Annotated in this window: 24 protein-coding genes and 1 pseudogene; 12 read left to right on the forward strand and 13 right to left on the reverse strand. The window is 72.4% G+C overall.

Going from position 1 to position 25,586, the window contains the following annotated elements; translation table 11 throughout:
• Window positions 1-41: 41 nt before the first annotated feature.
• Window positions 42-785, forward strand: a complete 744-nt coding sequence (locus ABZ374_RS27350; RefSeq protein ID WP_360315554.1) for an SDR family oxidoreductase — start codon at window positions 42-44, stop codon at window positions 783-785.
• A gap of 126 nt (window positions 786-911) precedes the next feature.
• Here the strand turns inward: ABZ374_RS27350 and ABZ374_RS27355 are convergent.
• From ABZ374_RS27355 to ABZ374_RS27365, 3 genes and pseudogenes are all read right to left on the reverse strand, one after another.
• Window positions 912-1,499 (reverse strand): annotated as a pseudogene (locus tag ABZ374_RS27355) (DUF6309 family protein); the annotation flags it as partial.
• Window positions 1,451-2,218 carry a phytanoyl-CoA dioxygenase family protein gene (locus ABZ374_RS27360; protein WP_360315556.1) on the reverse strand — a complete coding sequence of 256 codons (768 nt, stop codon included), beginning with the start codon at window positions 2,216-2,218 and terminating at the stop codon, window positions 1,451-1,453. The gene ABZ374_RS27360 and the pseudogene ABZ374_RS27355, both read right to left, overlap by 49 nt.
• Window positions 2,219-2,501: 283 nt before the next feature.
• On the reverse strand, window positions 2,502-2,924 hold the full coding sequence (locus tag ABZ374_RS27365) for a YjbQ family protein (protein WP_360315558.1): 423 nt from the start codon (window positions 2,922-2,924) through the stop codon (window positions 2,502-2,504).
• Between the two features lie 175 nt (window positions 2,925-3,099).
• Between ABZ374_RS27365 and ABZ374_RS27370 the strand changes: the two genes are divergently transcribed.
• From ABZ374_RS27370 to ABZ374_RS27380, 3 genes are all read left to right on the forward strand, one after another.
• The gene (locus ABZ374_RS27370) at window positions 3,100-3,468 is read left to right on the forward strand and encodes a helix-turn-helix domain-containing protein (protein ID WP_360315560.1); all 369 of its coding nucleotides are present in this window, start codon (window positions 3,100-3,102) and stop codon (window positions 3,466-3,468) included.
• A gap of 187 nt (window positions 3,469-3,655) precedes the next feature.
• On the forward strand, window positions 3,656-4,846 hold the full coding sequence (gene aroB / locus ABZ374_RS27375; RefSeq protein WP_360315562.1) for a 3-dehydroquinate synthase: 1,191 nt from the start codon (window positions 3,656-3,658) through the stop codon (window positions 4,844-4,846).
• Complete coding sequence (locus ABZ374_RS27380; RefSeq protein ID WP_360315564.1) at window positions 4,839-5,732, forward strand: carbohydrate kinase family protein; 894 nt, start codon at window positions 4,839-4,841, stop codon at window positions 5,730-5,732. Before aroB ends, ABZ374_RS27380 begins: the two co-directional genes overlap by 8 nt.
• Here ABZ374_RS27380 and ABZ374_RS27385 read toward each other — a convergent pair.
• From ABZ374_RS27385 to ABZ374_RS27395, 3 genes are read right to left on the reverse strand one after another with little or no spacing between them, the layout of a single operon-like run.
• On the reverse strand, window positions 5,698-6,858 hold the full coding sequence (locus ABZ374_RS27385; protein ID WP_360315566.1) for a sugar phosphate nucleotidyltransferase: 1,161 nt from the start codon (window positions 6,856-6,858) through the stop codon (window positions 5,698-5,700). The two genes, ABZ374_RS27380 and ABZ374_RS27385, sit on opposite strands and share 35 nt — an antisense overlap.
• A complete protein-coding gene (locus tag ABZ374_RS27390; protein ID WP_360315568.1) occupies window positions 6,855-7,934 on the reverse strand; it encodes a sugar phosphate isomerase/epimerase family protein in 1,080 nt (359 codons plus the stop codon). The genes ABZ374_RS27385 and ABZ374_RS27390 overlap by 4 nt, the downstream gene beginning before the upstream one ends.
• A gap of 35 nt (window positions 7,935-7,969) precedes the next feature.
• A complete protein-coding gene (locus tag ABZ374_RS27395) occupies window positions 7,970-8,899 on the reverse strand; it encodes a BadF/BadG/BcrA/BcrD ATPase family protein (protein WP_360315570.1) in 930 nt (309 codons plus the stop codon).
• A gap of 133 nt (window positions 8,900-9,032) precedes the next feature.
• On the opposite strand from ABZ374_RS27395, the gene ABZ374_RS27400 reads away from it, so the two are divergent.
• From ABZ374_RS27400 to ABZ374_RS27420, 5 genes are read left to right on the forward strand one after another with little or no spacing between them, the layout of a single operon-like run.
• Window positions 9,033-10,379 carry an MFS transporter gene (locus ABZ374_RS27400; protein ID WP_360315572.1) on the forward strand — a complete coding sequence of 449 codons (1,347 nt, stop codon included), beginning with the start codon at window positions 9,033-9,035 and terminating at the stop codon, window positions 10,377-10,379.
• Window positions 10,376-11,383, forward strand: coding sequence for a sugar nucleotide-binding protein (locus tag ABZ374_RS27405; protein WP_360315574.1), 1,008 nt, complete (start codon window positions 10,376-10,378; stop codon window positions 11,381-11,383). Before ABZ374_RS27400 ends, ABZ374_RS27405 begins: the two co-directional genes overlap by 4 nt.
• Window positions 11,383-12,819: a trehalose-6-phosphate synthase gene (locus ABZ374_RS27410; RefSeq protein ID WP_360315576.1), complete on the forward strand. Its 1,437-nt coding sequence runs from the start codon at window positions 11,383-11,385 to the stop codon at window positions 12,817-12,819. The genes ABZ374_RS27405 and ABZ374_RS27410 overlap by 1 nt, the downstream gene beginning before the upstream one ends.
• A 28-nt stretch (window positions 12,820-12,847) precedes the next feature.
• A complete protein-coding gene (locus ABZ374_RS27415) occupies window positions 12,848-14,266 on the forward strand; it encodes an aspartate aminotransferase family protein (protein ID WP_360315578.1) in 1,419 nt (472 codons plus the stop codon).
• A complete protein-coding gene (locus ABZ374_RS27420) occupies window positions 14,263-15,243 on the forward strand; it encodes an alcohol dehydrogenase catalytic domain-containing protein (protein WP_360315580.1) in 981 nt (326 codons plus the stop codon). Before ABZ374_RS27415 ends, ABZ374_RS27420 begins: the two co-directional genes overlap by 4 nt.
• Window positions 15,244-15,270: 27 nt before the next feature.
• Here the strand turns inward: ABZ374_RS27420 and ABZ374_RS27425 are convergent, their stop codons facing one another.
• Both ABZ374_RS27425 and ABZ374_RS27430 read right to left on the reverse strand, forming a co-directional pair.
• Window positions 15,271-16,515 carry a hypothetical protein gene (locus ABZ374_RS27425; RefSeq protein WP_360315582.1) on the reverse strand — a complete coding sequence of 415 codons (1,245 nt, stop codon included), beginning with the start codon at window positions 16,513-16,515 and terminating at the stop codon, window positions 15,271-15,273.
• 157 nt (window positions 16,516-16,672) lie between these two features.
• On the reverse strand, window positions 16,673-17,941 hold the full coding sequence (locus ABZ374_RS27430) for an OmpA family protein (RefSeq protein ID WP_360315584.1): 1,269 nt from the start codon (window positions 17,939-17,941) through the stop codon (window positions 16,673-16,675).
• A 260-nt stretch (window positions 17,942-18,201) separates the two neighbouring features.
• On the opposite strand from ABZ374_RS27430, the gene ABZ374_RS27435 reads away from it, so the two are divergent.
• On the forward strand, window positions 18,202-18,816 hold the full coding sequence (locus tag ABZ374_RS27435; protein ID WP_360315586.1) for a hypothetical protein: 615 nt from the start codon (window positions 18,202-18,204) through the stop codon (window positions 18,814-18,816).
• 39 nt (window positions 18,817-18,855) lie between these two features.
• On the opposite strand, the gene ABZ374_RS27440 is transcribed toward ABZ374_RS27435, so the two are convergent.
• From ABZ374_RS27440 to ABZ374_RS27455, 4 genes are all read right to left on the reverse strand, one after another.
• On the reverse strand, window positions 18,856-19,785 hold the full coding sequence (locus ABZ374_RS27440) for a hypothetical protein (protein WP_360315588.1): 930 nt from the start codon (window positions 19,783-19,785) through the stop codon (window positions 18,856-18,858).
• A gap of 2 nt (window positions 19,786-19,787) precedes the next feature.
• A complete protein-coding gene (locus ABZ374_RS27445; RefSeq protein WP_360315590.1) occupies window positions 19,788-22,049 on the reverse strand; it encodes a hypothetical protein in 2,262 nt (753 codons plus the stop codon).
• 15 nt (window positions 22,050-22,064) lie between these two features.
• Window positions 22,065-22,868 carry a hypothetical protein gene (locus ABZ374_RS27450; RefSeq protein WP_360315592.1) on the reverse strand — a complete coding sequence of 268 codons (804 nt, stop codon included), beginning with the start codon at window positions 22,866-22,868 and terminating at the stop codon, window positions 22,065-22,067.
• Between the two features lie 140 nt (window positions 22,869-23,008).
• On the reverse strand, window positions 23,009-23,764 hold the full coding sequence (locus ABZ374_RS27455) for a Crp/Fnr family transcriptional regulator (protein ID WP_360315594.1): 756 nt from the start codon (window positions 23,762-23,764) through the stop codon (window positions 23,009-23,011).
• A gap of 219 nt (window positions 23,765-23,983) precedes the next feature.
• Between ABZ374_RS27455 and ABZ374_RS27460 the strand changes: the two genes are divergently transcribed.
• Window positions 23,984-24,394, forward strand: a complete 411-nt coding sequence (locus ABZ374_RS27460; RefSeq protein WP_360315596.1) for a PPOX class F420-dependent oxidoreductase — start codon at window positions 23,984-23,986, stop codon at window positions 24,392-24,394.
• Between the two features lie 27 nt (window positions 24,395-24,421).
• Here ABZ374_RS27460 and ABZ374_RS27465 read toward each other — a convergent pair whose 3' ends face one another.
• Window positions 24,422-25,003 (reverse strand): histidine phosphatase family protein, encoded by a 582-nt coding sequence (locus ABZ374_RS27465; protein WP_360315598.1) that lies wholly within the window; start codon window positions 25,001-25,003, stop codon window positions 24,422-24,424.
• A gap of 346 nt (window positions 25,004-25,349) precedes the next feature.
• On the opposite strand from ABZ374_RS27465, the gene ABZ374_RS27470 reads away from it, so the two are divergent.
• Window positions 25,350-25,559, forward strand: coding sequence for a CbtB-domain containing protein (locus tag ABZ374_RS27470; protein WP_360315600.1), 210 nt, complete (start codon window positions 25,350-25,352; stop codon window positions 25,557-25,559).
• The last annotated feature ends 27 nt before the right edge of the window (window positions 25,560-25,586 follow it).

The following is a 25,586-nucleotide window of genomic DNA, read 5'->3' on the forward strand; positions in this document are numbered from 1 at the left end:
AAAGCGAACGGGCCGGTCGTACCGATTCCGGGGGGTCACCCATGATCGAGAAGGTCGCCGTCGTCACCGGCGCGGGCAGCGGTGTGGGCCGCGCGTGCGCACTCGCCCTGATCGAGCAGGGCTGGTCGGTCGGCCTGGCCGGTCGGCGCAAGGTCGCCCTGGAGGAGACCGCCGGCCTCGCCCGGGATCCGCGCCGCGCCCTGGCGGTGCCCACCGACATCACCGACCCCGACGCGGTCGACCGACTGTTCGCGACCGTCGTGGAGCACTTCGGCCGACTCGACCTGCTCTTCAACAACGCCGCCGACACAATGGCCTACCTGCCCACCGAGGACGTCGAACTCGACGACTGGCGAAGGGTGCTCGACTCGATCGCCACCGGCAGCTTCCTGTGCGCGCGGGCCGCGTTCCGGATCATGAAGGAGCAACATCCGCGCGGCGGCCGGATCATCAACAACGGCGCCCCCTCGGCCCACGTCCCGCGCCCGGATTCGATCGCCTTCACCGCCGCCAAGCACGCCGTCACCGGGCTGACCAGGTCGCTGGCCCTGGACGGCCGGCCGCACGACATCGCCTGCGGGCAGATCGACATCGGCAACGTCACGCCGATCGACCGGCCGCAGCCGGCCGTCCGGCAGGCGGATGGTTCGCTGCGGGTCGAGCCCACCATGGACGTCGGACACGTCGCGGACATGGTGCTCGTGATGGCCGGGTTGCCGGTCGGGGTGAACGTGCAGTCGGTGACCGTCATCCCCAGCGCGATGCCCTACGTCGGCCGAGGCTGACCCGAGCCCGGCGGCCCCGCCGAATCGGGGCGCGGAGCCGCCTCCGCGCCCCGCCGTGACCCCGAACTCGCCGCCGGCTCCGGCCAGATACGCCTCGACCCGGGTCCCGCCGGCCAGTCGGCCGTGCAGTTCCCAGGCGATCATCCGATGCAGCCCGTCCAGGTGCACGATCCCCTCGCGCACCGCCAGCCCCGCGTAGTCCACCGTCTCGACCGCGCGGGTGCACAGGTACAACGGCGTCATCGGCGCGTCCCGTTGCCAGGCCAGCTTGTCCGCGCAGACCGGATTGCTGTGCGCGTAACGCCCGCGGGTCGAGCGCAGCCGACGCACCGCCGCGGCCAAGGTCAGTCCGCGCGGCGGCACCAGTTCGAACGTGCCACCCTCGCCCAGGTGCCACGGCAGGACGACGCCGAGCAGCGTGGCCCGGTCCAGTTCCACCCGCAGCCATCCGCCGGGCAACGCGTCGGCCAGGCGCAGCAGTTCCTCGCCCTCGGCGTTGCTGTTCCCCGCGTGGCCGCCCTCGACCGGGTGGTCGTGCCGGAATCGGTCGAAGACGACGTCGAAGCACACGGTTTCGAGAACCTTCAAGAATCGGATCCATTCGGGTGGCGGGCCGACGGGCGGCCGAACAACAAAGCGAACGGGCGCGGTTCGCCGGTCCGCGCTCAGGCCGGGTAGCGCGTGAAGTGGCGTTCCGCGAAGAGTTCGGGCCACCGTCCGCGATCGAGGTCCAGCTCCCGGGCCCGACCGAGCACGTGTCGCCAGTACGGCTTCACCGGCGGCCATCGGGTGCCGCACTGCCCGTACGAGCCGTCCACCATGTAGCGCGACCTGCCCCCGCTCGCCGGGCCCGGACGCCGGGCGTGGAACAGGGCCGAGTGCACCAGCACCGTGGAGCCGGGCGGCAGCCGGTCGATCAGCACCTCGCCGGGCAGTGCGGCGGTGCCCAGGTGCGCCCTCGCGTCCTTGTCCGCGACCTCGCGGTGCGAGCCCGGGAGCACCGCCAACCCGCCGACGGAGGCGTCCAGTCCACCGAGGTAGTGCAGCGCGTGGATCATCGTGAACGCCCGATCGCGCTGTGGGGTCTGTTCGTAGTCGTGGTGCCACGCCTTGCCGTCCGCGCCCGCCGGGCGCCGGTCGCTGTGCAGATGGTGGAACACGAAGTCGGCGCCCATCAACGCCCCGACCAGGGTCAACAGGGGCGGGTAGGCGGCCAGTTCGCCATGCGCGGCGAGTTCGATCTCGACCGACGGCGGCGGTCCCGACCGGCCGGTGTCCACGCAGGCGGCGATCGACCGCTCGCGCAGTCCCGAGTCCACCCAGTGGTCCACCTCGACTTCGAGCCGGGATACCAGTCCGCCGGGCAGGAAACCCGGCAGGAGCAGGTATCCGCACTCGGCGAATCCGTCGATCCGGCTTGCGTCGACCGCCATCGTCGGCATTTTCGGCATATGGAATTTCCCCCGTGTCGGTGACGCTCGGCAGCCGGCCCACCGGCAAAAGCGGAATACTGCCTCGCATTTCCCGGATGGAAAGTACATGGCCGACAGGAAAACAGAACGTGATCGAGCCGATACAAGAAATATCCATTGCCACGGAGATCCATGCACACATTCGACAGATTGGCCGGATCGTTTCCCCGGCGGGCCGGACCGATCGTGCCTTCGGCCCGATGGCCGAGAACGGCGCGGGGCCGGCCGAGCGGCCCGGGCCGGCTCAGCCCAGGAAGGTCAGCCGCACCGTGCGATCGGGGTTGTCCCGATTGGTGTCCACCATCGTGATCGACTGCCAGGTGCCCAGCGCCGGTTGGCCGCCGATCACCGGCAGCGTCGCGTGCGGCGGGACCAGCGCCGGCAACACGTGGTCGCGCCCGTGCCCGGGACTGCCGTGCCGATGCCGCCACCGCTCGTCGGCCGGCAACAGGTCCGCCAGCACCGCGAGCACGTCCTCGTCACTGCCCGCCCCGATTTCCAACACCGCCACTCCCGCGGTGGCGTGCGGCACGAACACGTTGAGCAACCCGTCCCGCCCGCCGGCCACCTCCCGCAGGAACCCGGCGCAGATACCGGTCAGGTCGTACACCCGTTCCCGCCGCCCGGTGGCGACCTCGAAAATCCGCGACACGACGCTCTCACTCATGCCGTCATGCTCGCGCAACGCCGGTCCGGTTCCGGGTCCCCGACACGGTCGTGTCGGGGATTGCTTTGCTTTCGGCCGAATGCGTACGGACAATATGGAGCAGTACCTACCTGTCGGTAAGGATGGCTCGGGATCGACGGGGATCGGCAGGGATCGCCCGGAACGGGAGACGCGCATGGCTCGGCGTTACCAGTGCGGCCTGGATGCCGCGATGGATGTCATCGGCGGCAAGTGGAAGGCGCTGATTCTGTGGGCGCTGCATGTCGAGGAGCGCCGCTTCGGCGAGTTGCGTCGGGCGGTGCCCGGGATCAGCGAGAAGATGCTGATCCAGCAGTTGCGCGAGATGGAGGCCCGGGGAATCGTGCACCGCGAGGTGTTTCGCGAGGTCCCGCCCAAGGTGGTCTACTCGCTGACCGCGCTGGGGCAGTCGCTGAACGAGGCGCTGTTGCCGCTGGGCGTGTGGGGACACGACCACGTCGAACAGATCGTGGCGACCGCGCCCGCGCCGGCCGGCGCGCCGGACCCGGCGGTGCCCGCCGCGTAGGTCGTTTCCGGGCGAAGTTTTCGGCATCGGCGAATGCCGGGAATAGCGCCGAGTGGTCTGCTATAACCGCGCGGGCGCACTCTCGGTGAGTCGTTGTTGACTTTTCGTAGCGCCCGCCGTAATTATTTCGGCAGCGAATATCCGGATTGTCTACGACGTCATCGTTGAGCCGCCGGGGTGTGAATATATGACCAAATACGTCCGAGTGTCCGAACAGTTGGCGCTGCCACGCGGTCCGGTCGATCCGATCATGGCCTCCGCCCGGCGGCTCGACACGTACCCCGTACACGTATGCCTGGACGAGGCCACCGCGCTCGCCCGATTGTGCGCCGAGATCGACGGTCGACGGGTCGCGCTGATCACCGACGACACCGTCTACGCGCTGCACGCGCGCCGGCTCACCGAACGACTGACCGCGACCGGACTGGACGTGGTGCACACGTCGTTCCCGGCCGGCGAGGCAAGCAAGAGCCTGCACACCGCGAGCACCCTGCTGGACTGGCTGGCCGGCACCTCGCTCGCCCGCCGCGACATCCTGCTCGCGGTCGGCGGCGGCGTCGTGATGGACACGGTCGGCTGGGTGGCCAGCGCGTACATGCGCGGCATCCCGTACATCAACGTGCCCACCACGCTGCTGGCCCACGTGGACGCCGCGCTCGGCGGCAAGGTGGCCATCGACCATCCGTCCGCGAAGAACCTGATCGGCGCGTTCTACCAACCCAGGGCCGTGGTTTCCAACGTCGGGTATCTGAGCACCCAGGACCGCCGGGGGTTACGCGCCGGGCTCGCCGAGGCGATCAAGACCGGGATCATCGCCTCGCCGGAGTTGTTCGAGCTGATCGAGCGCCGGCATCCGGCCATCCTGGCCGCCGAGCCGGCCCCCACCGCCGCCCTGGTACACGCCTCCAGTGTGCTCAAGTGCCGGTTGATCGCCCGCGATCCCTACGAGCGCGACCTGCGCCGGCCGCTGAATTTCGGGCACACCGTCGGTCACGCGGTGGAGACCGCGACCGGCTACGGCCCGATCCTGCACGGCGAGGCGGTCGCGTTCGGGATGGCCTGTGCGGCCCGGATCGCCGAACGACGCGGGCTGCTCGACCCGGCCCTGCGGGCGCGGGTGACCGGGCTGCTGGACCGGGTGCACCTGCCCACCACGCTGGCCGCGCTGCCCGCCCGCCTCGACCCGGCGACCACCGTCGAGGCACTCGGCCAGATCCGCAAGATCCGGGACGGCCGGTTGCGGTTCGTGTTGCCCACCGCGCTCGGCGAGACGGTGATCACCGACGACGTGAGCGACGAGGAGATCCACGCCGCGCTGGTGGTCTCCCCCGCCGCCGAGGTCTCGTTCGCCCGCACCCACGGAGGCACCGATGACTGAGCTGGACGTGTTCGTGATCGGCGGGGTCGGCCTGGACATCATCGTTCGGGTTCCCGAACTTCCCTTGCCGATACGAGACTTCAAGGTGCCGCCGATCCGCCGATACGTCGCGCACACGGGCAACGGAGTGGCCCTGGGCTGTCGGGCGCTGGGCCTGCGCACCCACTTCGCGGCCGTGCTCGGCGCCGACCCGGAGGCGGACTTCGTACTCGCCCACTACGCCGAACAGGGCCTGTCGTTCGCGCACGTCTCGCACCCCGCCGGCACGCCGCTCAGCGTCAACCTGGTCGGCCCGGACGGCGAACGGCTCTCGCTGCACGACAGCCGGTTGCCCGCGGACCTGGTCGTCGATCCGGAGCTGTACCGGCCCGCGATCGCCCGCACCCGGCACGCGCACGTGTCGATCGGCGGCTGGTCCAGGCCCGCGCTGGCCGAGGCGATCGAAGCCGGCGTGTCCACCTCGACCGACCTGCACGGCTGGGACGGGCACGATCCCGCCCGGGCGGACTTCGCCTACGGCGCCGGCCTGGTCTTCACCTCCACGAACCGGCTCGGCGACCGGGTCGAGGAGGCCGCTCGGGACGTGCTCGCCCGAGGCCGGGCCGAGGTCGTGGTCGCGATGGCGGGCGGTCGGGGCAGCTACCTGGTGCTGCCCGACCAACCGATGCGGCACGTGCCGGCGCTGGCCATGCGGGCCGACGAGGTGGTGGACACCAACGGCGCCGGGGACAGCTATGTTTCGGGCTTCCTGTACGCCTACCTGGCCGGCCGCGACTGGGCGGCCTGCGCCGCCGCGGGCACCCACGCGGGCGCGCACGCGGTGCGGACCGCGGGCACGCACACGTCGTTCATCACGGCGAAGGAGTTGGACCGTGCGCTCTCCTGACCGGGTCGGGAGCGAGCTCGCCCCCGGGCGGCGGTTCGGGCGACGGGTCGGTGGGCGCGGCCGACGCGAGCACGCCGGCCGGCGTGACGACGGCATCCCGGACGGTGCTTCCCGCACGGACCGCGGCCCCCGGCAACAGCACCGAGCGCAGTACGGTCGCACCCGGTTCGATCCGGCACCCGGGGTGCACGACACTGCCCTCGACCCGCGCCCCCGGCGGGATCTCGGTGCCCAGCAGACTCCCGGCCTCGTACCGCGGGTAGCCGTCCGGCAGGTCCGCCAGCGTGCGCGGGAGTTCCTCGGCCGCGATCGGGTGCGGGAGGGCCGGCAGCCGCAGTTGCTCGGTGCGGTAGCGCTCGACCGTGCCGATGTCGGCCCAGTAGTCGCGCACCGGATACGCCGTCACGCGGCGGCCCCGAGCGATCATCGCGGGCAACACGTCGCGGCTGATGTCGTGTTGCCAGCCGTCCTCGCCCAGCGCGGCCAGGTCGGCCAACACCTCGCGCAGCGCGTCGATCCGGAACACGCAGAACGCGGTGAAGACCAGGTCCGAGGTCGGCCGTGCGGGCTTTTCCACCAGGGCCCGGACCCGCAGGTCGGGATCGGTCTCGACCATCCCGAACAGGTGCACGTAGCGACGCTCGATCCGCTGGACGCCGATCGTGCAGTCCGCGTTCGCGGCCCGATGCGCGGCCACCAGCGGGGCGTAGTCGAACACGTAGACGTGGTCCGCGTGTTGCACCAGCAGGTCGGTCGCCCCCGGAGCGAACAGGTGGCGCGCGTTGGCGAGCAGCGCGTCCGCGGTGCCGCGTTCGGCCGGGCGGGCGGGCAGGATCGCGCCGGGGCCGCTGCGGGCCAGGGCGTCGTGCGGGCCGAAGTGCAGCCGGGTGCCCGGGTATCGGTCCCAGTGCGTGACCAGGTGTCGGACCAGGTCGGATTCCCGGTGCTGGGAGAGCAGGACCAGTTCGGGCAGGCCGGAGCGGATCGCGTTGGCCACGCTGAAGTCCACCAGTCGACACGAGGCGGCGTACGGCACCAGGGGTTTGCACACGTCGGCGGTGAGCGGGCCCATCCGCTCGCCCAGGCCGCCCGCGAGCAGGGCGCCGCGTACTCCGTCGAGCGTCACCAGGTCCGCCCCGGCGCCTGCCCTGCGGGTACCAGGGTGCGCAGCAGCGCGAGGGACGTGGCGATGCCCTGCTCCGTGGGCAGTAAGGCGTCCTCGTGTTCCACGTAGATCACTCCCCGGTAGTCGTCGTCGAGCAGCGCGGCCACGATGGCCGGCCACGGCAGGTCACCGGCGCCGAGCGCGCGGAAGCGGATCGCCGGGCCGGGTCCATAGCGCGACCAGCCCGCGCCGCGCGGCGATTCGGCACCGGACCAGCGCTGCAGGTCCTTCGCGTGTACGGCCGCCAGTCGCCCGCCCCAGCCGCGCACGGCCGCCACCGGGTCGTGGCCGGTCGCGGCGAGGTTGGCCGGATCCAGGCACAGCCGCACGCCGCTCACCGCCGAGAGCAGTGCCCTGGTACTCGCCGGGTCGTAGGCGACCTGCTTCGGGTGCGGTTCGAACACGACGCGCACCCCCAGCGCGTCCGCGAGTTCCAGGATCGGCCGGGCGGCGAGTGCCCACGCGTCCACGTTGTCCTGCCAACTCACCGCGCTGCCGGACCAGGACAACCAGCGCGTCAGGTCCGGCACCCCCAGCATCAGCCGGGCCAGCGGCGCACCCAGGCCGGCGGCCAGCCGTACCGTGTCGAGCGCGGCACGCGACCCGTGCGCCCGCTTGGCGTCGGCCGTCCCGGCGAACACCGGGTCGGTGTGCGGCCCGTGCGGTCCCAGCACCAACTGGGTGTCCCGGCTGTTGCTCACACAGCCCACCTCGACCCCGGCCGCCGCGCACTGTGCGCGGATCTCGCGATGCAGCCCCGGATCGGTGAGCCGCCCGGGCTCCACCAGCGCGAAGTGGCCGTCCGCGGGCAGATCCACCACGCCCACCTCCGCGTCCCGGGCCACCCGCAACGCCTCGCCCAGCCCGACGGGCGCCAGGGCGGCCAGGCACAACCCGAGCCGGATCGGCGCGCCGGCCGCGTGCCCGTTCGCGTCGCCGGCGGCGAACTCCGTTTCGGGGTACCCGGGTTGCCCGCGCTGTTGTTGTCGCTGTCGCGGGAAGTCGCGGGCGGCCCGTTCGTCCGGTTTCCCGGTCATCGGCGATCCCCTTCGCTCGACTGCGCCCCGGCACCTCAGAGGTTGCGGATATGTGCCCAACTCTTGGGCGGCGAACCATCGTTCGCAAGCAACGCGGCATATATCGCGGCGACCGGATCGACGATCACGGTCGGCGGTTCGGCCGCGCCGAGTTCGGTCACGATCCGCCGGCTCAGCTCGGCGGCGTACGGCGGACAGCCGCGGAACACACCGCCGTTGAGCACGGCCCGCCACGTCCCGGTCAGCCCGGCCGCGTCCCGGGCCGCGCGCACACCCGTGATCAGCTCGTCCACACCGGCGCGCACCACCTCGCCCGCCACCGCGTCGCCCGCCTGCCAGGCCGCGCACACCTCGGGTGCGAGTGCGGCCACCGCGGCCTTGGGAAACGGCTCGGCGGCCAGCCGACGGGCGAGTTCGCGCGGCTCGGCCGCGGCGAACAACGTGGTCGGCCGCCCGCGCCCGTCCGCCCCGCGCACGGCCGCCCGCAGGCCCGCCTCACCGAGCGCGTACGCGCTGCCCTGGTCGCTGCCCAGATACTCGCAGCCGCCGATCACGACGGGGGGTCCCGCGTCCGGCCCGGCACTCGCCACGCAGGCCGAGCCGGTGCCGGCCACCACCACGACGCCGCGCCCGGACAGCGGCGGTGCGAGCAGCAGCGGCGGCACGTCGCCGGAGACCACGAGCCGACCCGGCAGGCCCTGCTCGCGCGCGAGCACCGCCAGTCGGTCGATCGCCGCCGGCGCGGTGTCCATGGTGATCGCCGAGCTCGCGAACCAGCCGACCGCCGTACCGCTCAGGTCCGCGGCGATCTCGGCCAACAGCCGCACCAGCGTCTCCTCGGCGGCGGCGCCGGCCGAGGCGGGGTTCACCGACCCTCGGGTGTGCCGGATCGTGTCGAGCACCAGCGCCGTGGTGCGCGTGCCGCCGGCGTCGATCGCCCAGTATCCGCCGGCCCGGTGTCCCACAGTCGAAAGCCTCCGCAGTCCGTCGAAAAGCAATGTTCCGGGCCACGCTACCGGTGCACGTTGCCGGCCGAGGGTGCCGGCGAGGCAGTACGGTGGACGACACTCTCGGTCACCCCTCATGGACGGAGCGTCGATGCGGCACGGCGACGGTGTACTCGGGCTGGTCGCTCCCGCGACGAGTTGGGGGCTGTTCTGGGGCGGTTGGGCCGCACTGATTCCCACCATCAAGGACGAACTCTCCCTGGACGACCGGCAATTGGGTCTGGCGCTGTTCGCGGTCCCGGTCGCGGCGGTGCCCGCGATGTTGCTCACCGGGCCGCTCGCCCGGCGACTCGGGCCGCGCACCCTGCCGCTGGTGACCGCCGCCTTCGCGGGCGGCATCCTGGCCGTCGCGGCGGCCGGGTCCCGGTGGACGTTCGCCGCCGCGCTGTTGCTGATCGGCGCGGCCAGCGGCGCGATCGAGGTGGCGCTGAACGCCACCACGGCCGCCCGCGAGGCGCTCACCGGCGAGCGGCTGTTCAACAAGGTCCAGGCGGCCACCCCGCTGGCGATGGTGCTCGCCGCCCCGGCGGTCGGCCTGGCCCTGCATCTGGGTGCGTCCGCGCGGGCGATCCTGGTGACGATCGCGGTGCTGGTCGCACTCAGCGCGATCCCGGCGATCGACCGGCGGCGATGGCAGGAGCAGGAGGACCCCGAGCCGGCCGCGCACACCGACCGCGCGCACGGCCGACTCCTGGTCGGCCTGCTCGTGGTCGGCGCGGTCGGCGGCACCGTGTTGCTGATGGAGAACACCGTCGAGCAGTGGGGCGCGATCCACCTGGCGGACGGCCTCGGCGCGGGTTCCTTCCTGGCCGCGTGCGGCCCGGCCGCCTACATGGCGGGCCTGTCCGCCGGTCGCCTGCTCGCCCAGTGGCGCGGCGAACGGGTCGGCGACCAGGCGCTGGTCCTGGTGGGCGGTGTGCTGGGCGGCCTGGGGCTGGCCCTCGCGGCGGCGGCCTGGTCCACCGCGAGCACGCTCGCCGGGTTCGCCCTCGCCGGCGTGGGACTTGCCCCGGTCGTCCCGACGCTGCTCGCGGCGACCGGGCGCGCGGTCGCCCCCGAGCGGCGCGCGCAGGCGATCTCGCTGGTCACCACGGTGTCCTACGCGGGCTTCCTGGGCGCTCCCCCGCTGGTCGGCACCTTGGCCGGGCAACTCGGCCTGGGCACCGTCCTGGGCCTCGTCGCGCTGTGCGGAGCGGTGGTGGTGGCGGCGGGCAGTCGGTCGCTGCGCCTGTTGCCGGCCGAGGAGACGGGTGATCCGGCGCCGAAGGGGGGTACGGATCCGTCGACGGACCCGCCGGGCCGGGCCGATCGCGCGGCCGACCACGCCGGCGCGGGCGAACGAGGTTCGGCGAGCGCATCGGACGAACCACCCGGGTCGAGCGGGTCGCACCGACCCGGCCGGCCGAACCGGCCGCACCCGAAGGGGGTTTCCCGATGATCCGGGTCCTGGTGTTCGGCTCGGGATACATAGCCGGCCACGTCGGCACCCGATTGGCCCGCCTCGGCCACGGTGTCGTGCTCGGCTCGCGGCGCCGCCCGCGTACCCCGGAGACCAGGGGTCTGCGTTGGCTCCCGGTGGACGTCGCCGATCCGCGCCAGGTGCGTACCGTCGTCGACGCGGTCCGCCCGGACGCGGTGGTGGCCGCACACGGACCCTCGGACATCACCTGGTGCGAGGCCGATCCGGCCGGCGCGGCGGCCGTGCACGCGGCGGGCGCCCGACACGTGGTCGCCGCGCTCGCCGGCCGGACCGCGCGCACCGTACTGATCTCCACGGACAACGTGTTCGCCGGACGCGCGGACAGTTGCGGCGAATCCGACCCGACCACACCGGCCAACGCCTACGGCCGCGCGAAGCTGGCCGCCGAGACCGCCTACCTCGCCGGCGGCGACGCGCTCGTGTTACGGGTCAGCCTGGTGTACGGATGGGACCGGGCCGGATTGCGACCGAACTTCTTCACCACGTGTGCCGAACGCCTGGCCGTGGGCGAACCGGTCGCGGTGCCGGACGCGCACTGGAATACGCCGGTGTTGATCGACGACGTCGCCGCCTGGACCACCGCGCTGCTCGACTCGCCGCACACCGGCGTGGTGCACCTGGGTGGCCCGCGTCGGCTCTCCCGGCTCCGGTGGGCCCGGCACATCGCGACCACCTACGGCGTGGACCCCGCGCTGGTGACCGCCGTACCGCAGGGGGACACCGCGTACGCGTGCCGCCCGCGCAACGCGTGTCTGCACAGCGAGCGCGCCGCGCATCTGCCCGAACTGCGCGGTCTGGCCCCGGTGGACGTCTTCGCCGCGGACGCCGCGCTGATCGCCGGGCCGACGGGACCGCAACCACCCGCGCCGCCCGGGAGCCCGACCGCCCTCGACGCCCCGGCCGCCTTCGACACCCCAGCCGCCTTCGACGCTTCAGCCGTCTTCGGAAGGGACCAGCCCTGATGGACCGTCATCTGTTCCTGGCCAGCAAGCGCGCCGCAGTCAGTTTCGCCCCGGATCCGGAGAGCGGCACGCTGCGACCATGGCTCGCCCCCGGTGGTACCGGCAACGTGGTCGCCGAGCAGGCGGGCGTACTCGACGTCACCTGGATCGCCAGCGCGGACACCGACGACGATCATCGGGCGGCCCGGGAGAATCCCGAGGGCCTGGATCTGCGGCTGCGTTCGGGCCGGGACATCCGGGTCCGTCTGCTGCGGCACGATCGGGACACCTTCGAGGTGGTGCAGAACTTCCTCACCGCCCAGCTCATGTGGGCCGCGAACAACTACGGCTGGGATCGGTGGAAGACGCCGACCTTCGGTACCGAGACGTATGCCGGCCTGGAGCGGTTCGCCGAGTTCACCGAGGACTTCGCCGGTGCGTTGCTGGCCGACTCGGCAGACGTCGCGGACCCCACCTACCTGGTGCACGACTATCAACTCGTCGGGGTCCCGGCCCGATTGCGCGCGGTGCGGACGAACGCGCCGATCCTGCTGTTCGTGCACATCCCGTGGCCGTCGCCGGACTATTGGCGGATCCTGCCCAAGGCGATGCGGGTCGGCATCCTGGAGGGCATGTTGCCCGCGACCACCATCGGCTTCTTCGCGGAGCGCTGGTGCCGAAACTTCCTGGACTGCGTGGCGGATCTGATCCCCGACGCACAGGTGGACCGCAACGCGGGCCTGGTGCACTGGCGTGGCCGGCGCACCGGCGTACGCACGATGCCGCTCGGTTACAGCCCCCTCGCCCTGGAGGCGGATCGGCCACGTCTCCCGGAGGGGATCGCGGAGTGGGCGGGCGACGCACCACTGGTCGTGCACAGCGGCCGGACCGACCCGATGAAGAACGCCGAACGCGCGGTCCGGGCCTTCGTGTCGGCGCATCGCCTGGAGCCGGCGGTGCGCTCGTCCAGGTTGCTGATCCGGATGAATCCCAATCGGCTCTACGTCGAGGCGAACGCCGAGTACCTGCGCCGGGTGGAGTACACGATCGCCGAGGCGAACGCCGAACTGGGCCCGGACACCGTGCGGTTGCACTGCGACAACGAAGTCGAGCACACCATCGGCTGCTTCCGCCGGGCCGACGTGCTGATCTTCAACTCGACGGTGGACGGCCAGAATCTGAGCACCTTCGAGGCGCCGCTGGTCAACGAGCGGGACGCCGAGGTGATCCTGTCCGAGATGTGCGGCGCGGCCGAGATCCTGGCCCCGGTCTGCCGCACGGTCAACCCGTTCGACCTGGTCGAGCAGGCCGAGGCGTTGATCGCCGCCTTGACCGCGACCCCCGCCGAGCGCAAGGCGGCGGCCGAGCGGCGCCGCCGGGTCGCCGAGCCATGGACCCTGGAGGCCTGGGTGCGCACCCAGTTGGCCTGGCTGGACGCGGACCACCACGATGCCTGAGCCGATACCCCGATCGACACCCCGACCGATGCCTCAGCCGATGGAGGGGCCGTCGGCCGGGGCCGTCCAGGTCGCGCAATACCAGTTGGGCAACGCGGTGTTGGTTCGCGGCGAGGGCATTCGCTCGTGGGACTCCACCGGCCGGGAGTATCTGGACTGCGTATCCGGGACGTTCAACCTGGTGCTCGGGCACAATCACCCCGAGGTGATGGCGGCGGTGCGCGAGCAGACCGAGGAACTGGTGTTCGCCTCCTCGTCGTTCCGCACCGAGCCGACCGACCGGCTGATGTGCGATCTGGTCGCCCTCGCGCCCGCCGGCCTGACCCGGGTGAACCTGCGCAGCAGCGGCGGGTCGACCGCGAACGAGGGCGCGATCAAGATCGCCCGGCATCACACCGGACGGCGGGATGTGATCGTGCCGTTTCGGGGCCATGTCGGACAGACCATCGCGGCCACCGCGTTCAACGGCAGCAGCCGCATGCGCGCGCCGTTCCCGGTGCACGCCGCCGGCGCCCTGCACGTGCCCGACGCGTACTGCTTCCGCTGCTTCTATCGGCAGACCCCGGACACCTGCGGCATGTTGTGCGTGGAACGGATCGAGGACTTCATCACGTACGCGAGTTCCGGCAGCGTCGCGTGTGTGTTGATCGAGCCGATCAGCGGGATGGGCGGCAACATCGTGCCGCCGCCCGGATACTTCCAGGCGTTGCGGGCGCTGTGCGACGAGCACGGGATCGTGTTGATCTTCGACGAGATCCAGACCGCGTTCGGCCGCACCGGCGAGATGTTCGCGGCGGACCACTTCGGCGTCACCCCGCACATGATGACCGTCGCCAAGGGCCTGACCGGCAGCGGCCTGCCGCTCGCGGCCATCCTGACCGAGGAGCGCATGGCCGACTGGGACCGGTCGTTGCACGGTTTCACCTACGGCGGCCACACACTGGCCGCGGCGGCGGGGGTCAAGACGTTGGAGATCGTCCGCCGCCCGGGGTTCCTGGCCAACGTGCGCCGGGTCGGCGCGATCTTGAGCGACCGCCTGCGGGTGCTCCAGCGCGAGCATCCCGTGCTCGGGGACGTCCGTGGGCCGGGCCTGATGATCGGCGTGGAGTTGGTCCGCCCGGACAGCTCGAAGGCACCGGAGCTGGCCCAGGCGTTCCAACACCTCCTGCACGAGCGAGGCGTGCTCACCCGTGTGTCGGAACACGGCCTGGGCAATGTGATCGAGTTGCGGCCGCCGCTGATCCTGACGCCGACCGACGCACACCTGATCGCGGATCGATTCGGCGAGGCGCTGGAGATGTTGCGCAAGCGCACCGCATCCACCACGCCCGCGACGCGGGTGGTCCCGGGAGCACGGGCGGGCCGACCGGCGTCGTGCTCGGCCACGCGACCGGCCCACTCCGCCCCGACGACGTCCTCCACCACCGCCTCGGACTCGGCGGAATGAGGGTCGAGTTGGGCCCGTACGGCCCCCGCCTGCGGCTCGACCGGCCCGACCCGCCGGCCGGCGAGCACCGGGTGTCGATCCGGATCGAACTGGCCGGACTGTGCCGCTCCGACCTCAAGGAGGTGGCCCGCGAGCGGCACGGCCCCAGCCAGTTCGGCCACGAACTCGTCGGCGTGATACACGAGTCCACGCTTGCGGGCCGACTGCCCACCGGCTTGCGGGTGGCCTTGGACCCCAACGTCCGGCTCGCCCGCACCACCGGCTTCGCCACCGAGATGTACGCGGCCGGACCGGCCGAGCACCTGCTCACCGCGCTGCATCCGGTCCCGGACCGACTCCCGGCCCGGCAGGCCGTGTTCGCCGAGCCGCTCGCCTGCGCCGAACATTGCGTCGCGGCATTGGCCGGCCACCTGGGCATGCCCGTGGCCGGCCGCCGGCTGGTCGTGCTCGGCGCGGGCGCGGCCGGGTTGCTGATCGCCGGCTCCGCCGAACTGGCGGGCGCCGAAGTCACCTTGGCCAACCGCAGTGCCGACCGCGCGAAGTTCCTTCGGGACCGCGGCTTCGAGGTGCGCGCCATCGCGACGCTGCCCGCCGCGGCCTTCGACGCGGCGGTTATCGCCACCAGCTTCGTCCGCCCGGACATCCTGGCCGACGCCCTGCGGGTCCTCGTGCCGGCCGGCCTGGCCCTGCTCTACGGCGGTACCGCCCCCGGCGACGAACTCCGCGGCCTGCCGGTCGACCTGGACCACGTGCGCCGGCACGAACACGCGGTCCACACCACCTGGTCCGGCCACCGGGTCACGGTGGCCGGCAGCTACGGCACCACCCCGGCCGACTTCACCGCCGCCCTGTCCTCCCTTCCCCGGCTGCCCGTCGAACGTCTGATCACCGAGGAGATCACCCTCCCCCAACTACCCGCCGTCCTGCGCGAGCAGGTCGCCGGCCGCCCCCTCGGCAAGACCGTGATCCACCCGTAGCCCGGGGCCGGCCCACCCGTACCCGCCTCAGCCACTCGCTTCCGGTCGCTCGTCGAGCCTGGCCACCAGTCGCTCCTGTCGCTCCTTGAGTCCGGTCGGCGAATACTCGGCGAGCACCCGCCGCGCCTCCACCAACGGCCCCAACTCGGGCCCGGGTTCGGCCACCCCCCGGAACAACAACGCGGAGGCCGCCGCCGCCTGGGCGGTCACCCCGCCGGGTTCCAGCGCGGGCGGCAGGTGTCCCGCCCGGCCGTGCAGCATCCGCGCCCGCAGGATCGCGCCCTCCCAGACCCGCATGCTCTCCAGCCGCACCTGTGCGGCGAGTTCGTCGCACATCGCCTGAAGGTCGCTGCACTCCTTGTCGTGCGCGCACAGCTTGTCCTCGACCCGGCAGGCCAATCGCCGATAGCTGCGGGTGGCGCGCCACAACCGCCGCCGGGCCTCGGTGGCGCTGTCCGCGTAGGGGTTGTGCGCGACGACCTTCATCGCCATCGCGGTGAGCGCGAGCACGAGCATCAGCACCGCCACCGAACCGGCCGGGTAGCGCTGCGCGATGGTCGCGTCGGCTTCCTGGGCCGCGTCCCCGACCCGCAACACGGCCCACATGGCCACCGTGATCATGACGCTCGCGAGATAGAGCAGCGGCAGCGGGAAACCGGCCAGGATCGCCATCCCCGGCCGGTCCTTGAAGCGTTCCCGCAGCGCGTCGCGCCACCGATGCAGCGGCGACGCCATCACGTGCCCGGCCAGCAACATCGCCACCGCGAGGGCCACTCCGGGCAGGAACGAGACGACCTGCTCCGCACGCGAGGGCGATTCGCCGTCGACGGTCAGGTCCTGGAAGACCTGCCTGAAGAACCACGCGTCGAAGGCGCCCAGGGCGAGCACCATCGGCCAGCGCAGGATCTGGATCCAGGCGTCCCGGCGACGCCGGTCGTGCGCGCCGTCCGCGCGATGGCGCGCCTCGACGGCGGCCTGCGCGCTCCGGGCCGCCGCGAGGGTGTTCGCCGACTCGAACCGGGCCAACGCCCGGACGGCCTGCTCGCCGGCCGCGTGGGCCTCGATCACCTTGGTCCGGCCCCGGGCGAGTCGCTCCCGGTTGTGGCCGACGATCTCGGCGACTTCCCGAACGGCACGCAACAGCACCTGCATCTCGCCGTTGTCCAGCAGCTCGGCGTCGTGCGGGGGCGCCTGTTCCGCGTGCTGCACGAGGTTTCTGATCTCACAACCGCAGCCGTGTTGGCAGGTCGGCGATCGGTGGGTGATGGACACGCTGGACCTCTCGTTGTCTCGGGTACGACGAAGCGGTGGGAAGCGGTACGAGGGAGCAGGACGCGGACGCGGTAGGACCGAGGCGTCCGACCGAGCCGCGTCCTCGCGGCGGCGGGAGGGGTCGGGGCGGCCACCCCGACCCCGGTCGTCGCCCCGGTCAGGGCTGCACGGTCGCGACGATCTCGACGCGACGGTTGCAGGCCATGGCCCGGTAGTCCGGCACCGTGCCGCGATATTCGGGACTGCACATCGGATGCCGGTCGGCGTCGCCCCGGGCGGTCACGTCGGTGACGCCGCGCTTGAGGAGTTCGGTGCGCACCGCGTCCGCTCGGGCCTGGGACAGCTCCTCGCCGCGGGCCTTGCTGCCGCGCGAATCGGTGTTGCCGGTCACCACCACACGCACCCGGCCCAGCCCGATCAGCCGGTGCGCGGCGTCGTCGAGTTGCGCCAACGCCTCCGGCGAGAGTTCGGCGCGGTCGGTGGCGAACAGGAGCGAGTCCGGCAGCACGATGGTGGTCACCGGTCCGGCGGTCGTGGTCCGGCCGGTGGGGAAGTCGATCGCCGGTTCGGCGAGCGGATCGGCGGGCCCGCCGGCCGAGACGATCCGCGCGGCGCCTTCGACCCGACACGAGGCCGCCTTCGCGGCGGCACACATGCCCTGCCACAGGTCGACGAGCCACGCGGTCTGCGGTGACGAGGGCGGGTTGCCGGTACCGAGGTGGCCGATGCCGCGGATGGCCACGTCGATCCCGGCCAGGTCCGGCAACTCCCCTGCCCGGGCACAGGATTCGATGATCGTGGCGATCTCGGCACGGTCGAAGCCGACCGAACGCAGGTCCGCGCAGCCGGTGTTGACCAGCCCGTCGGTGGCGACCAGCACACGTCGGCGACCCTGCGGCCCGAGTTGTTCGCGGGTGGCGGCGAGCGCGCCCAGCAGGTCGGTGTTCGGGGTGCGCGCGGTGCCGCCGGCGACCTCGCCGATGCGCTGTCGCAGGCAGTTGGTTCGGCGCTGCCGCTCGTCCGCGCGCCGCCGGGCGACGCCGCGGACGGGGGTGACGACCGCCCGATCGACCTCCCAGCCGATCGAGGTTCGGGTGCCGTCGAAGCCGGAGACGGACAGATCGCCGCCTTCCAGTGCTTCGGGTGCCAGGTAGTCGGCGGCCAGCACGGTGGCGGGCCAGTCCGGAACCTCGCGGCCCGCCGGCGTGTCCCTGCCGGCCCGAGTGGATGCCGTGCGGTCCACCAGCACGGCGGTGTGCGCCGTACCGACGTCCCGGTCGTTGTCGGTCTTGCCCAACCACGCGCAGGGGCGCGCCTGGGGTGTCTCGAAGGCCCCGCACCCGGTAGCGGTGCCGAGCAGCGTCACGATCATCGCGATCGTGACCGCGATCCGGCGTCGGGGAGACGCCGCCGTCTGGGCAGTCACCGTGTCCTCATTCCTGGCGATCCTGGCGATCCTGGCGATCCTGGCGATCCGAAGTCCTGGCAGTTCGAAGTCCCGGCGATCGGAATCCCGGCGGTCCGAAGTCCCCGCGATCCGAGGTTCGCGGTGGTGGGAGATTCCCGGTGCCGGGAAATTCCTGATGATTCGAGGGGGAATCCACATTCGTAGCTGTTCCGAACCCGCCCGACCGGCGGTTACTGGAGGTGTCGGACCCACCGACCCACCGACCCACGGGAGTTGCGATGTCAGCCGGCCCGAACCCGGGTTCCTCGACCACGACCGACCCGACGACCGGTACACCGACGACCGACCCGACCGCCGATGCGCCGACGCCGGGACCGGCCGGTGCCGCGGGGCCCCGGGTCGGGCCGCCGGACACCCGTTCCGACCTGGCCGTGCTCGCGACCCTCCAGTCCGCCACCCAGTTCGCCGACACGAAGGTCGGCATCCTGGGCGCGGTCCAGGCGGGAATCCTGGCGACCGCGATTCCCCGGGCCGACGCGGTCCGCGATGCCTGGGAACGAGGTGGGGCGATCGGGTGGCTGGCGGTCGTCCTGCTCGCGGCCCAGGTGTCGGGTTTCGTGGCCGGGATCTACTGCGTGGCCCAGGCGTTGCGTCCCCGGTTGAACCCGCCGCCCGCGCCCAACCGGTTCAGCCTGCCCCTGCTGGCCGCCGGGGACGGTACCCCGCCCACCGGTGGCGATCGTTGCGAACAGCGGGAGATCTGGCAGTTCGCCCGGGTGGTGGCCGAGGTGGCGGTGATCAAACACCGCCATGTCGCCCGGGCGATCGTCTGCACGGGCGTGATGGCCGTCGCGGGCGGATCGTGGTTCCTGGTCGGCCCGTTGCTCGGCTGACCGGGCGGCGGGGGTCGGCCCGCCGTCCGGCTTGCTCGCTCAGCGCTCGTCGAACCGGGGCAGCGGCTCGGGCGGTCCGGATCGGGACGTCGGGCCACCCGGCATGGGCATCCCGAACACCTTCATGGCGCGCCCGAGTTGCTCCTCGTTGGTGACCACGAAGTCGAAGATGTCCATCTGCTGGTAGGCCTTGGTCTGGGCACTGAGGTAGTCGATGAACAACCGCACCTGCCCGGTGCGCTCGTCGAACATCCGGGCCACCTGGACGGCCGCCTCCTGCGGGCGCTCGGCGAGCAGTACCGCCCACGGCGTGGTCCAGGACAACGTCTCCACCTCGTGCGGCGTCAGCGCCCGGGTGCGGGTGCCGTCGGCGCCGCCCTCGATGCCGGTGACCAGTCCCTCGGCCAGGAAGTCCCGCCAGTGCGCCGAGACTTCGCGCAGTCGGCGAACCCGCAGCCGGGACAGGTCGTACTCGTGCTCGATCTGTTGCCGGCCCAGCGCCGCCTCCTGTTCCCGGTCGCGTACCTCGGGCGCCGGTTGCACCCGGGCGAGGGTCGCGCAGCGCACCAGTCCGTTCTCGAAGCACTCGCCGTCCGCGAGCACCGCGTTGACGGCGCGTTCGGCGTCCTCGACCCGATAGGGCTCGTGCTCCTGGGCGGGTTTGCGGATGCGGTCGGCGAGCCGGTCCGAAAGCCCCTCCTGGTACGTGTCGATGCTTCGCTGCAGGGCCGCCTCGTCGTGTCGTCCCTCCGCGCACCAGTCGCAGCGAATGTCGAGGTGGAACATGAACCCGCCGCCCCTGGCCGGGGTTTCCAGGGAGATCGTGGTCGTGCGGTGCACGGTCAGCAGCTCGGGAAGGTCCGCCCCGACGTGGACGGGTGAGCGAAAGACCGAACGCAGCCAGGTCCGCAGTCCGCGACGGCGGGGGGACCCGCCGAAGGTGCGCGTCGTGCCGGGCGTGAAGCTCATGCCTACCACCTTTCCTGAACGAGAATGTCGATGTCCGCGGCCGCGCCGTTGCCGACCCGCTGGTGATCCCACAGGCGCAGGTGGAACAGCAGCCGGGTGCGCAGTCCCCGGTCCGGGTCGGCGCACAGGTCGCCGACGAACTCGGCGACCGCCGCCACCAGGCGCTCGTCGTCGCCGGCCCGATCCACCCACTGACGGACGATGTCCCAACCGCGCCGCCGGACGCCGTCGTGCGCGCTGTGCATGATCTGCCGCGTCAGCACCAACAGGTCTGCTCGCGCGTTGGGTTCGTGCAGCAGTTGGGTCAGCGCCGGCACGTTGCGGTCGGCCGGCAGCCGGCTGATCAGTTGCAGGCACATCGCGGCGTCGATGTGCAACAGCGGGTAGGGCGATGCCGACCACAGGGCCAGGCGTTGCAGCACCTGGGTGGTCGATCCCGCGACGTAGAGTTCGCCCACCGCACCGCGCACGCTGCGCTGTCGAGACCTGGCGATCCGCTCCAGGCCGTCCAGTGCGTCGACCGGGAAGAGCGCGCCGATCGTGGTGCCGTACGCCTCCAGGGCACAGTCCTGATACCGGTGGGTGGCGGACCAGCCCTTGAGCAGTCGGCGAATGCGACCGGCGAGGCGATCGTCGGTCGCGGCACGTTCGAGCGCCCACGCGGCGGCCTTGATCCGCCGAACGGCGAGTGGGTCGACCCGGCGATCGGCGGCGGCCCAGTGCCGGAGCAGTTCCGACTCGACGAAGTCGAAGTCGAAGGTGGCGAGCAGCCCGACGGCCTGCGCCGCCGGCACCCGGATGCGCTCCTCGTCCCGCACCACGAGTTCCGCCAGCCACTCCAGGAGGGGAGCGCGCGCACCGCCGTGGTCGTGCCACAGGACTTCGAGCACCACCGGCACCAGGCCGCGTTGGCGCACCACCACCCGACAGCCCGGGTCGTTCGGCATCTTGCGGACCCGACCACCGGTGGGGTCGGTGAACCACACCTCCTCGTGCGCGGTCCAGTCGTTCAGGCTCTCGTGGAACAGCGGCATCTCGGGCGGCGAGGAGGGCGAGCGCACGCCGTGCAACAGGGCGGCCAGTCGTTGCGACTCCTGGCTCACCCGGGTCGGCGACAGGCCGTCGAGCACGACGCAGGCCAGCAGGAACGCCTTGGACCACAGCGAGATGCTCTCGTCCGGGCCGCCGCCGGCCGACTCCCCGCCCGCGGCGGATTTCACCGGCGGGCCCAACAGGAACTGCGCACGCGTGCGCAACCTGGCCCGCAGTCCCTCGGCCAGCTCGTCCGGTGGCACGTCGTCGAGTTCGTCGATCGCCAACTGCTCGGCCAGTGCCACGATCTCGGTGAACCTTTGCAGTCCGCCCAGTTCGTCCACCACCGCCTCGGCGGCCAGCAACTTGGCGGGGGCGTCCGGGCGTTCGGTGAGGCGGTGACACAGGTGGCGTTCCAGCACCGCTTCGCGCTCGGGCGGGCGATGCTCGACGAGGTAGCCCGCGAGGCCGTCCCGGTCCAGGGGTACGCGCTTGTCGAGCACGATCACCAGGGGCCGGTCCAGGGTCTGGCCGCCGAGCCGGTGCAGGAGTTGCGGGCGCAGCCGCTGGGCCCACCGGGCGCCGTCGCCCTCCAGCACGTGGGCGCAGCCGTGCTCCAGTCGGCCGGTGGCCGCCAGGTCCCGTGGATCCAGGTCGGGGTCCAGGACCACCACGCCGCCGCGTTCGAGGTCTTGGCGGGCCTCCTCGGCGGCCAGCCGGGCCGTGGTGCCCCGGCCGGTGCCGACGGCCCCGCACAGGATCGCCACGCCCTTGCTCTTCAAGGTGGCGACGAGCAACGTGTGCGAGGCCGGTCGCTCGTAGGTCTCGCGCAAGCGGTCCAGGGTGTCGCCGGGTATGGGTCCGTCGACCGGGTCGATCGGCCGGCCGGCGTCGGAGTAGAAGTTCTTGATGATGGTTTCCGCCGCGTAGGACCCGGCGCCGTAGGCGACCCCGCCCGCACGGATCCGGGTGTTGCCCTGCACGTGCGCGCCCCGGTAGTCGAGGCGGGCCCGGCGCAGATCGCGGCTGTTCGCCGCCTCCGCCGCCTCGGCGTCGATGTCGTCGTCCGGGACGTCGGTGGGCGGCGCCGCGCCCGCATCGCCGTCGGGCGCGGCGCCGGTGCGGGCGTCGCGTTCGGCGCCGTCCGCAGGGGGTGGGGTGGTGGGATCGGGTGTGCCGGGACTCGCGGGTGGGTCGCCGCCGGTGCTCGGGGTGTCGCTTTCGCTGTCCATGACCTGTCGTGTCCGTCAGTCGCGTCCGTTGATGGTGATGTTGTGCGCCGCGTGGCTGCCGGCGCCGAAGGTGACACCGCCGACGTCCTTGATCCGATGTACGTGCGTGCCCGCGCCGGAGCTGTGCGAGCCGGGCCGCTCGGGTTCGGGCCGGGTGCCGCGCCGGTCGGCGGTGTCCGCGGCCCGCGGCTGCTCGGCCGGGTCTTCCTCGGGCTCGAATCCGCGCAGTTCGGCGGGTCGGTGCTCCGGGACGTGCACCCAGCCGTGGCCGTCGTATTCCTTGGCCCGGACCGGAATGCGGGTGTACTGCGCGGGGTCCAGGCCCCGTTCGCGCAGGCGGACCACGTCCTGATAGAGCGAGTCGGACACGATCACCACCAGGTCGGTGGTGAGCGTCCGGGCGAGCACCCGCTTGAGTACGGGCGCGTCCAGCAGTCGGGCCACCGCGATCGGGGTCTGCCCGGCGTGGCCCAGCGCGGCCGGACGGGCCACGCCGACGTGCACCGCCATCCGCAGCCGCAGTCGATCCCGGGTCGGCACGTTGGCGTTGCGTTCCGCGAGGCAGCCCGCGAGGTGTCGGACGAAGTCGCCGACGATCACGCTTTCGTGCGTGTCGGGGGGCAACACCGCGAACTCCTGGTCGCCCTGCGCCTGACGCACCCACCGGGAGCGGTCGATCCCGGCGCGAGCCGCCGCGCGGTCGAGGATGGCGAGCAAGTCGGCTTGTGCGCACTCCTGTTGCGGGGTGTCCAGTCGGCTGTACTGCTCCACGTCGGTGGCCAGGCACAGCAGGCGCGAGATGGCAAGGTTCGAAGTCATCGGCAACTCGTCCGTTCCGAGGGGGAAATGCGCGGCGAAGGGGCGCGCGGTGGGTCAACTGTGCGACCGGGCACCGAAAATCACCCAGCGAGTCGTACTAATACGCCTTTGCCGGCGTCGGCGGCGGCCGGGCGTTGCGGTCAGCGGCCGTTCGGGGGCAGTTGGGCCAGTGCCCGCAACCGGGCCGGGTCGAGCACGGTGGTACGCCGGTAGCCGGTGGTCAGCAGGCGGTCCTCGCGCAGCTCGCGCAGCGCCTTGTGGATGGTGACCTCGGCCGAGCCGACCAGCGCGGCCAGCTCCGGCTGGGTCAGCGTGACGCCGATGACCACGCCGCGCGGCTCCGGGATGCCGTGCTCACCGGCCAGTTCGGCCAGTACGCGGGCCAGCCGCACCTTGACCGGATAGCCGCCGAACTCGATGCGTCGGCGGTTCGCCCAGCGCAACTTCTGTGCGACGACCCCGGCGATCAGGATGGCCGCCTCGGGGTGATCGCTCAGGAACTGCCGAAGTTCCGAGCGGCGTACGACACTCGCGGCGATCGGGCCGCAGGCCGTCACGGTCGCCGACCTCGGCGCGTCGTCCATCGCCGCCAGTTCGCCGACCACGTCGCCGCCGACGCGGATCGCCAAGAGCGACTCGTGCCCGTTCTCCAGCGCGGCGGTGACCTTGGTGATTCCGCTGCGCAGCAACACCGTGTGGTGTGATTCGTCGCCCTCGCGAAGGATCGTTTCCTGCGGCAGGTATCGGCAACGGGTGCCCAGCCGAAGCAGTTCGCGGCAGACCGGCGCCGAGAGGCGGCCGAGGAAGCTGCGGGCGGGCCACTGTTCCGGGGCGGGTTCGGTCGTGTTCGGGCACTCGGGAATTCGGCGATCCTCGGCTTCGTCGTTCGGCGACAACGGCGCCCCTCTCGGTCCGGGAGGTTATGGATATCGGTTGCAACGGCCCTGATCCACCCTCCGGTTCCACGAAGTCATCCCGTAGTGGTGTGCGCGGTAGTGCGTGCGGCGTGCCGGTTCACCCCGGCGCGACACCGGCGCACGCAGGCGCGCGAACGGCGCTCGACGAAGGAGCGCGGACACTCCCCCGCCCGAGGAGCACGACCTAGGATCGCGATCATGACGATCTCTCTGGGCGGGACCGCCCGCCGACTGCTCGACGCCGCGCACCCCGCGGTGCTGGCCACCGTCAACCGGGACGGCAGCCCGCAGACCTCGGTGGTGTGGATCGGACTCGACGGCGACGACGTGGTGATCTCCTCGCAGGCCGGCCGGCTCAAGGAGCGCAACCTGCGCCGTGAGCCGCGCGCGAGCCTGACCATCTACGATCCGGCCGATTCCGACGTCTACCTGGAGGTGCGCGGCACCACCACGATCACCGAGGACGTCGACCGGCGGCTCGCCGTCGCGTTGGCCGAGAAGTACGAGGGCCCCGGCGCGGGCGAGGAGTATCTCGCGCTGCCGGCCGAGTCGGTCCGGATCGTCATCCGCCTCACCCCGACCCGGCTCACCGGCCCGGCGGCGAACTGAGCGCTCCGCACGCGCGCCGACGGCGCGTCACGTGGCCGGACCGCCGAATCCGCGCAGGGCCCAGCGGGGACCGTTGTGGGTCAGGTCGACCCGGGTCAGCGGGCCCGCGTCCAGGTGCCAGAAGACGCTCGCGGGGGCGCGGAGCGCGTGCACCGCGACGGCGCGCGCGACGATCGGATGGGTGATCGCGACCACCCGCCCGTGGCTGGCCCGCGCCTGCTCGTCGAGCCACCGCGCGGACCGGTCCAGCACCGCGGCCAGCGACTCGCCGCCGTGCGGGGTCGCGGTCGGCTCGGCGAGCCACGCGGCCACCCCCGCCGGATCCGCGGCCAGCACCTCGTCCAGCGTGCGGCCCGCCCAGGTGCCGTGATCGCAGTCGCGCAGCGCCGGTTCGACCAGCGCGTGCGCCAGGCCGATCGCGATCGCGGTGTCCGCGCAGCGCGACTCCGGCCCGCGCACCGCCCGAGGCGGCTTCCCACCGGCCGGCGGCGCCGACCGCCGGGCCGCCGCCCGACCGTGCGCGGTGGACGGCTCGTCCAGGGGGAAAGCGGCCCGCCCGGTGGCGGCGGTGGCGGCATGACACAGCAGCGTGACGCGCGTACTCACCATCCGCCCTTCCGGTCGCGGCACCGGACCGGCCGGGCACAACAACCCACCCGGCTCGCCCGATCCACCCGATTCATCACGATCCATCCCGCCCGATCCGCCCGATGCACCCGGTTCAAGACTTGCACAAGGATCCCGCCCGACGGCCCGCGCCCGTTGACCCCGTCGGCGGGCGACCCCTAGATTCCGATCGACCTCGCGTCGCGACGAGGAAGCCGGTGAGACTCCGGTACGGGCGCGCCACTGTGATCGAGCCACCGACCCCGCGCGAGCGGGACCCGGCGGCCGTGAGTCAGACCCTCCCGCGACGCACCCCGCATCCGGGCGCGTTGCCCCGCAGGAGGATTTCGTGGCTCAGACCGCCGCTCGTCCCGTCGTCACACCGATCACGATTCCGGTCAAGGCGATCATGCCCTGGGCCGTGTTCGCCGGGGCGTTTCTGCTGTTCCTCATCTACTTCGTCGCCTCCGAGCAGGGCGCGGTCGCGCTCTTCTCGGGCTCGGGTGTGCACGAGTTCGTGCACGACGGGCGACACCTGCTCGGCTTCCCCTGCCACTGACGGCCGCGCGGTCCCACCGCGTGACCG

The sequence above is a fragment of the Embleya sp. NPDC005971 genome, assembly GCF_040629175.1.
GTDB lineage: Bacteria > Actinomycetota > Actinomycetes > Streptomycetales > Streptomycetaceae > Embleya.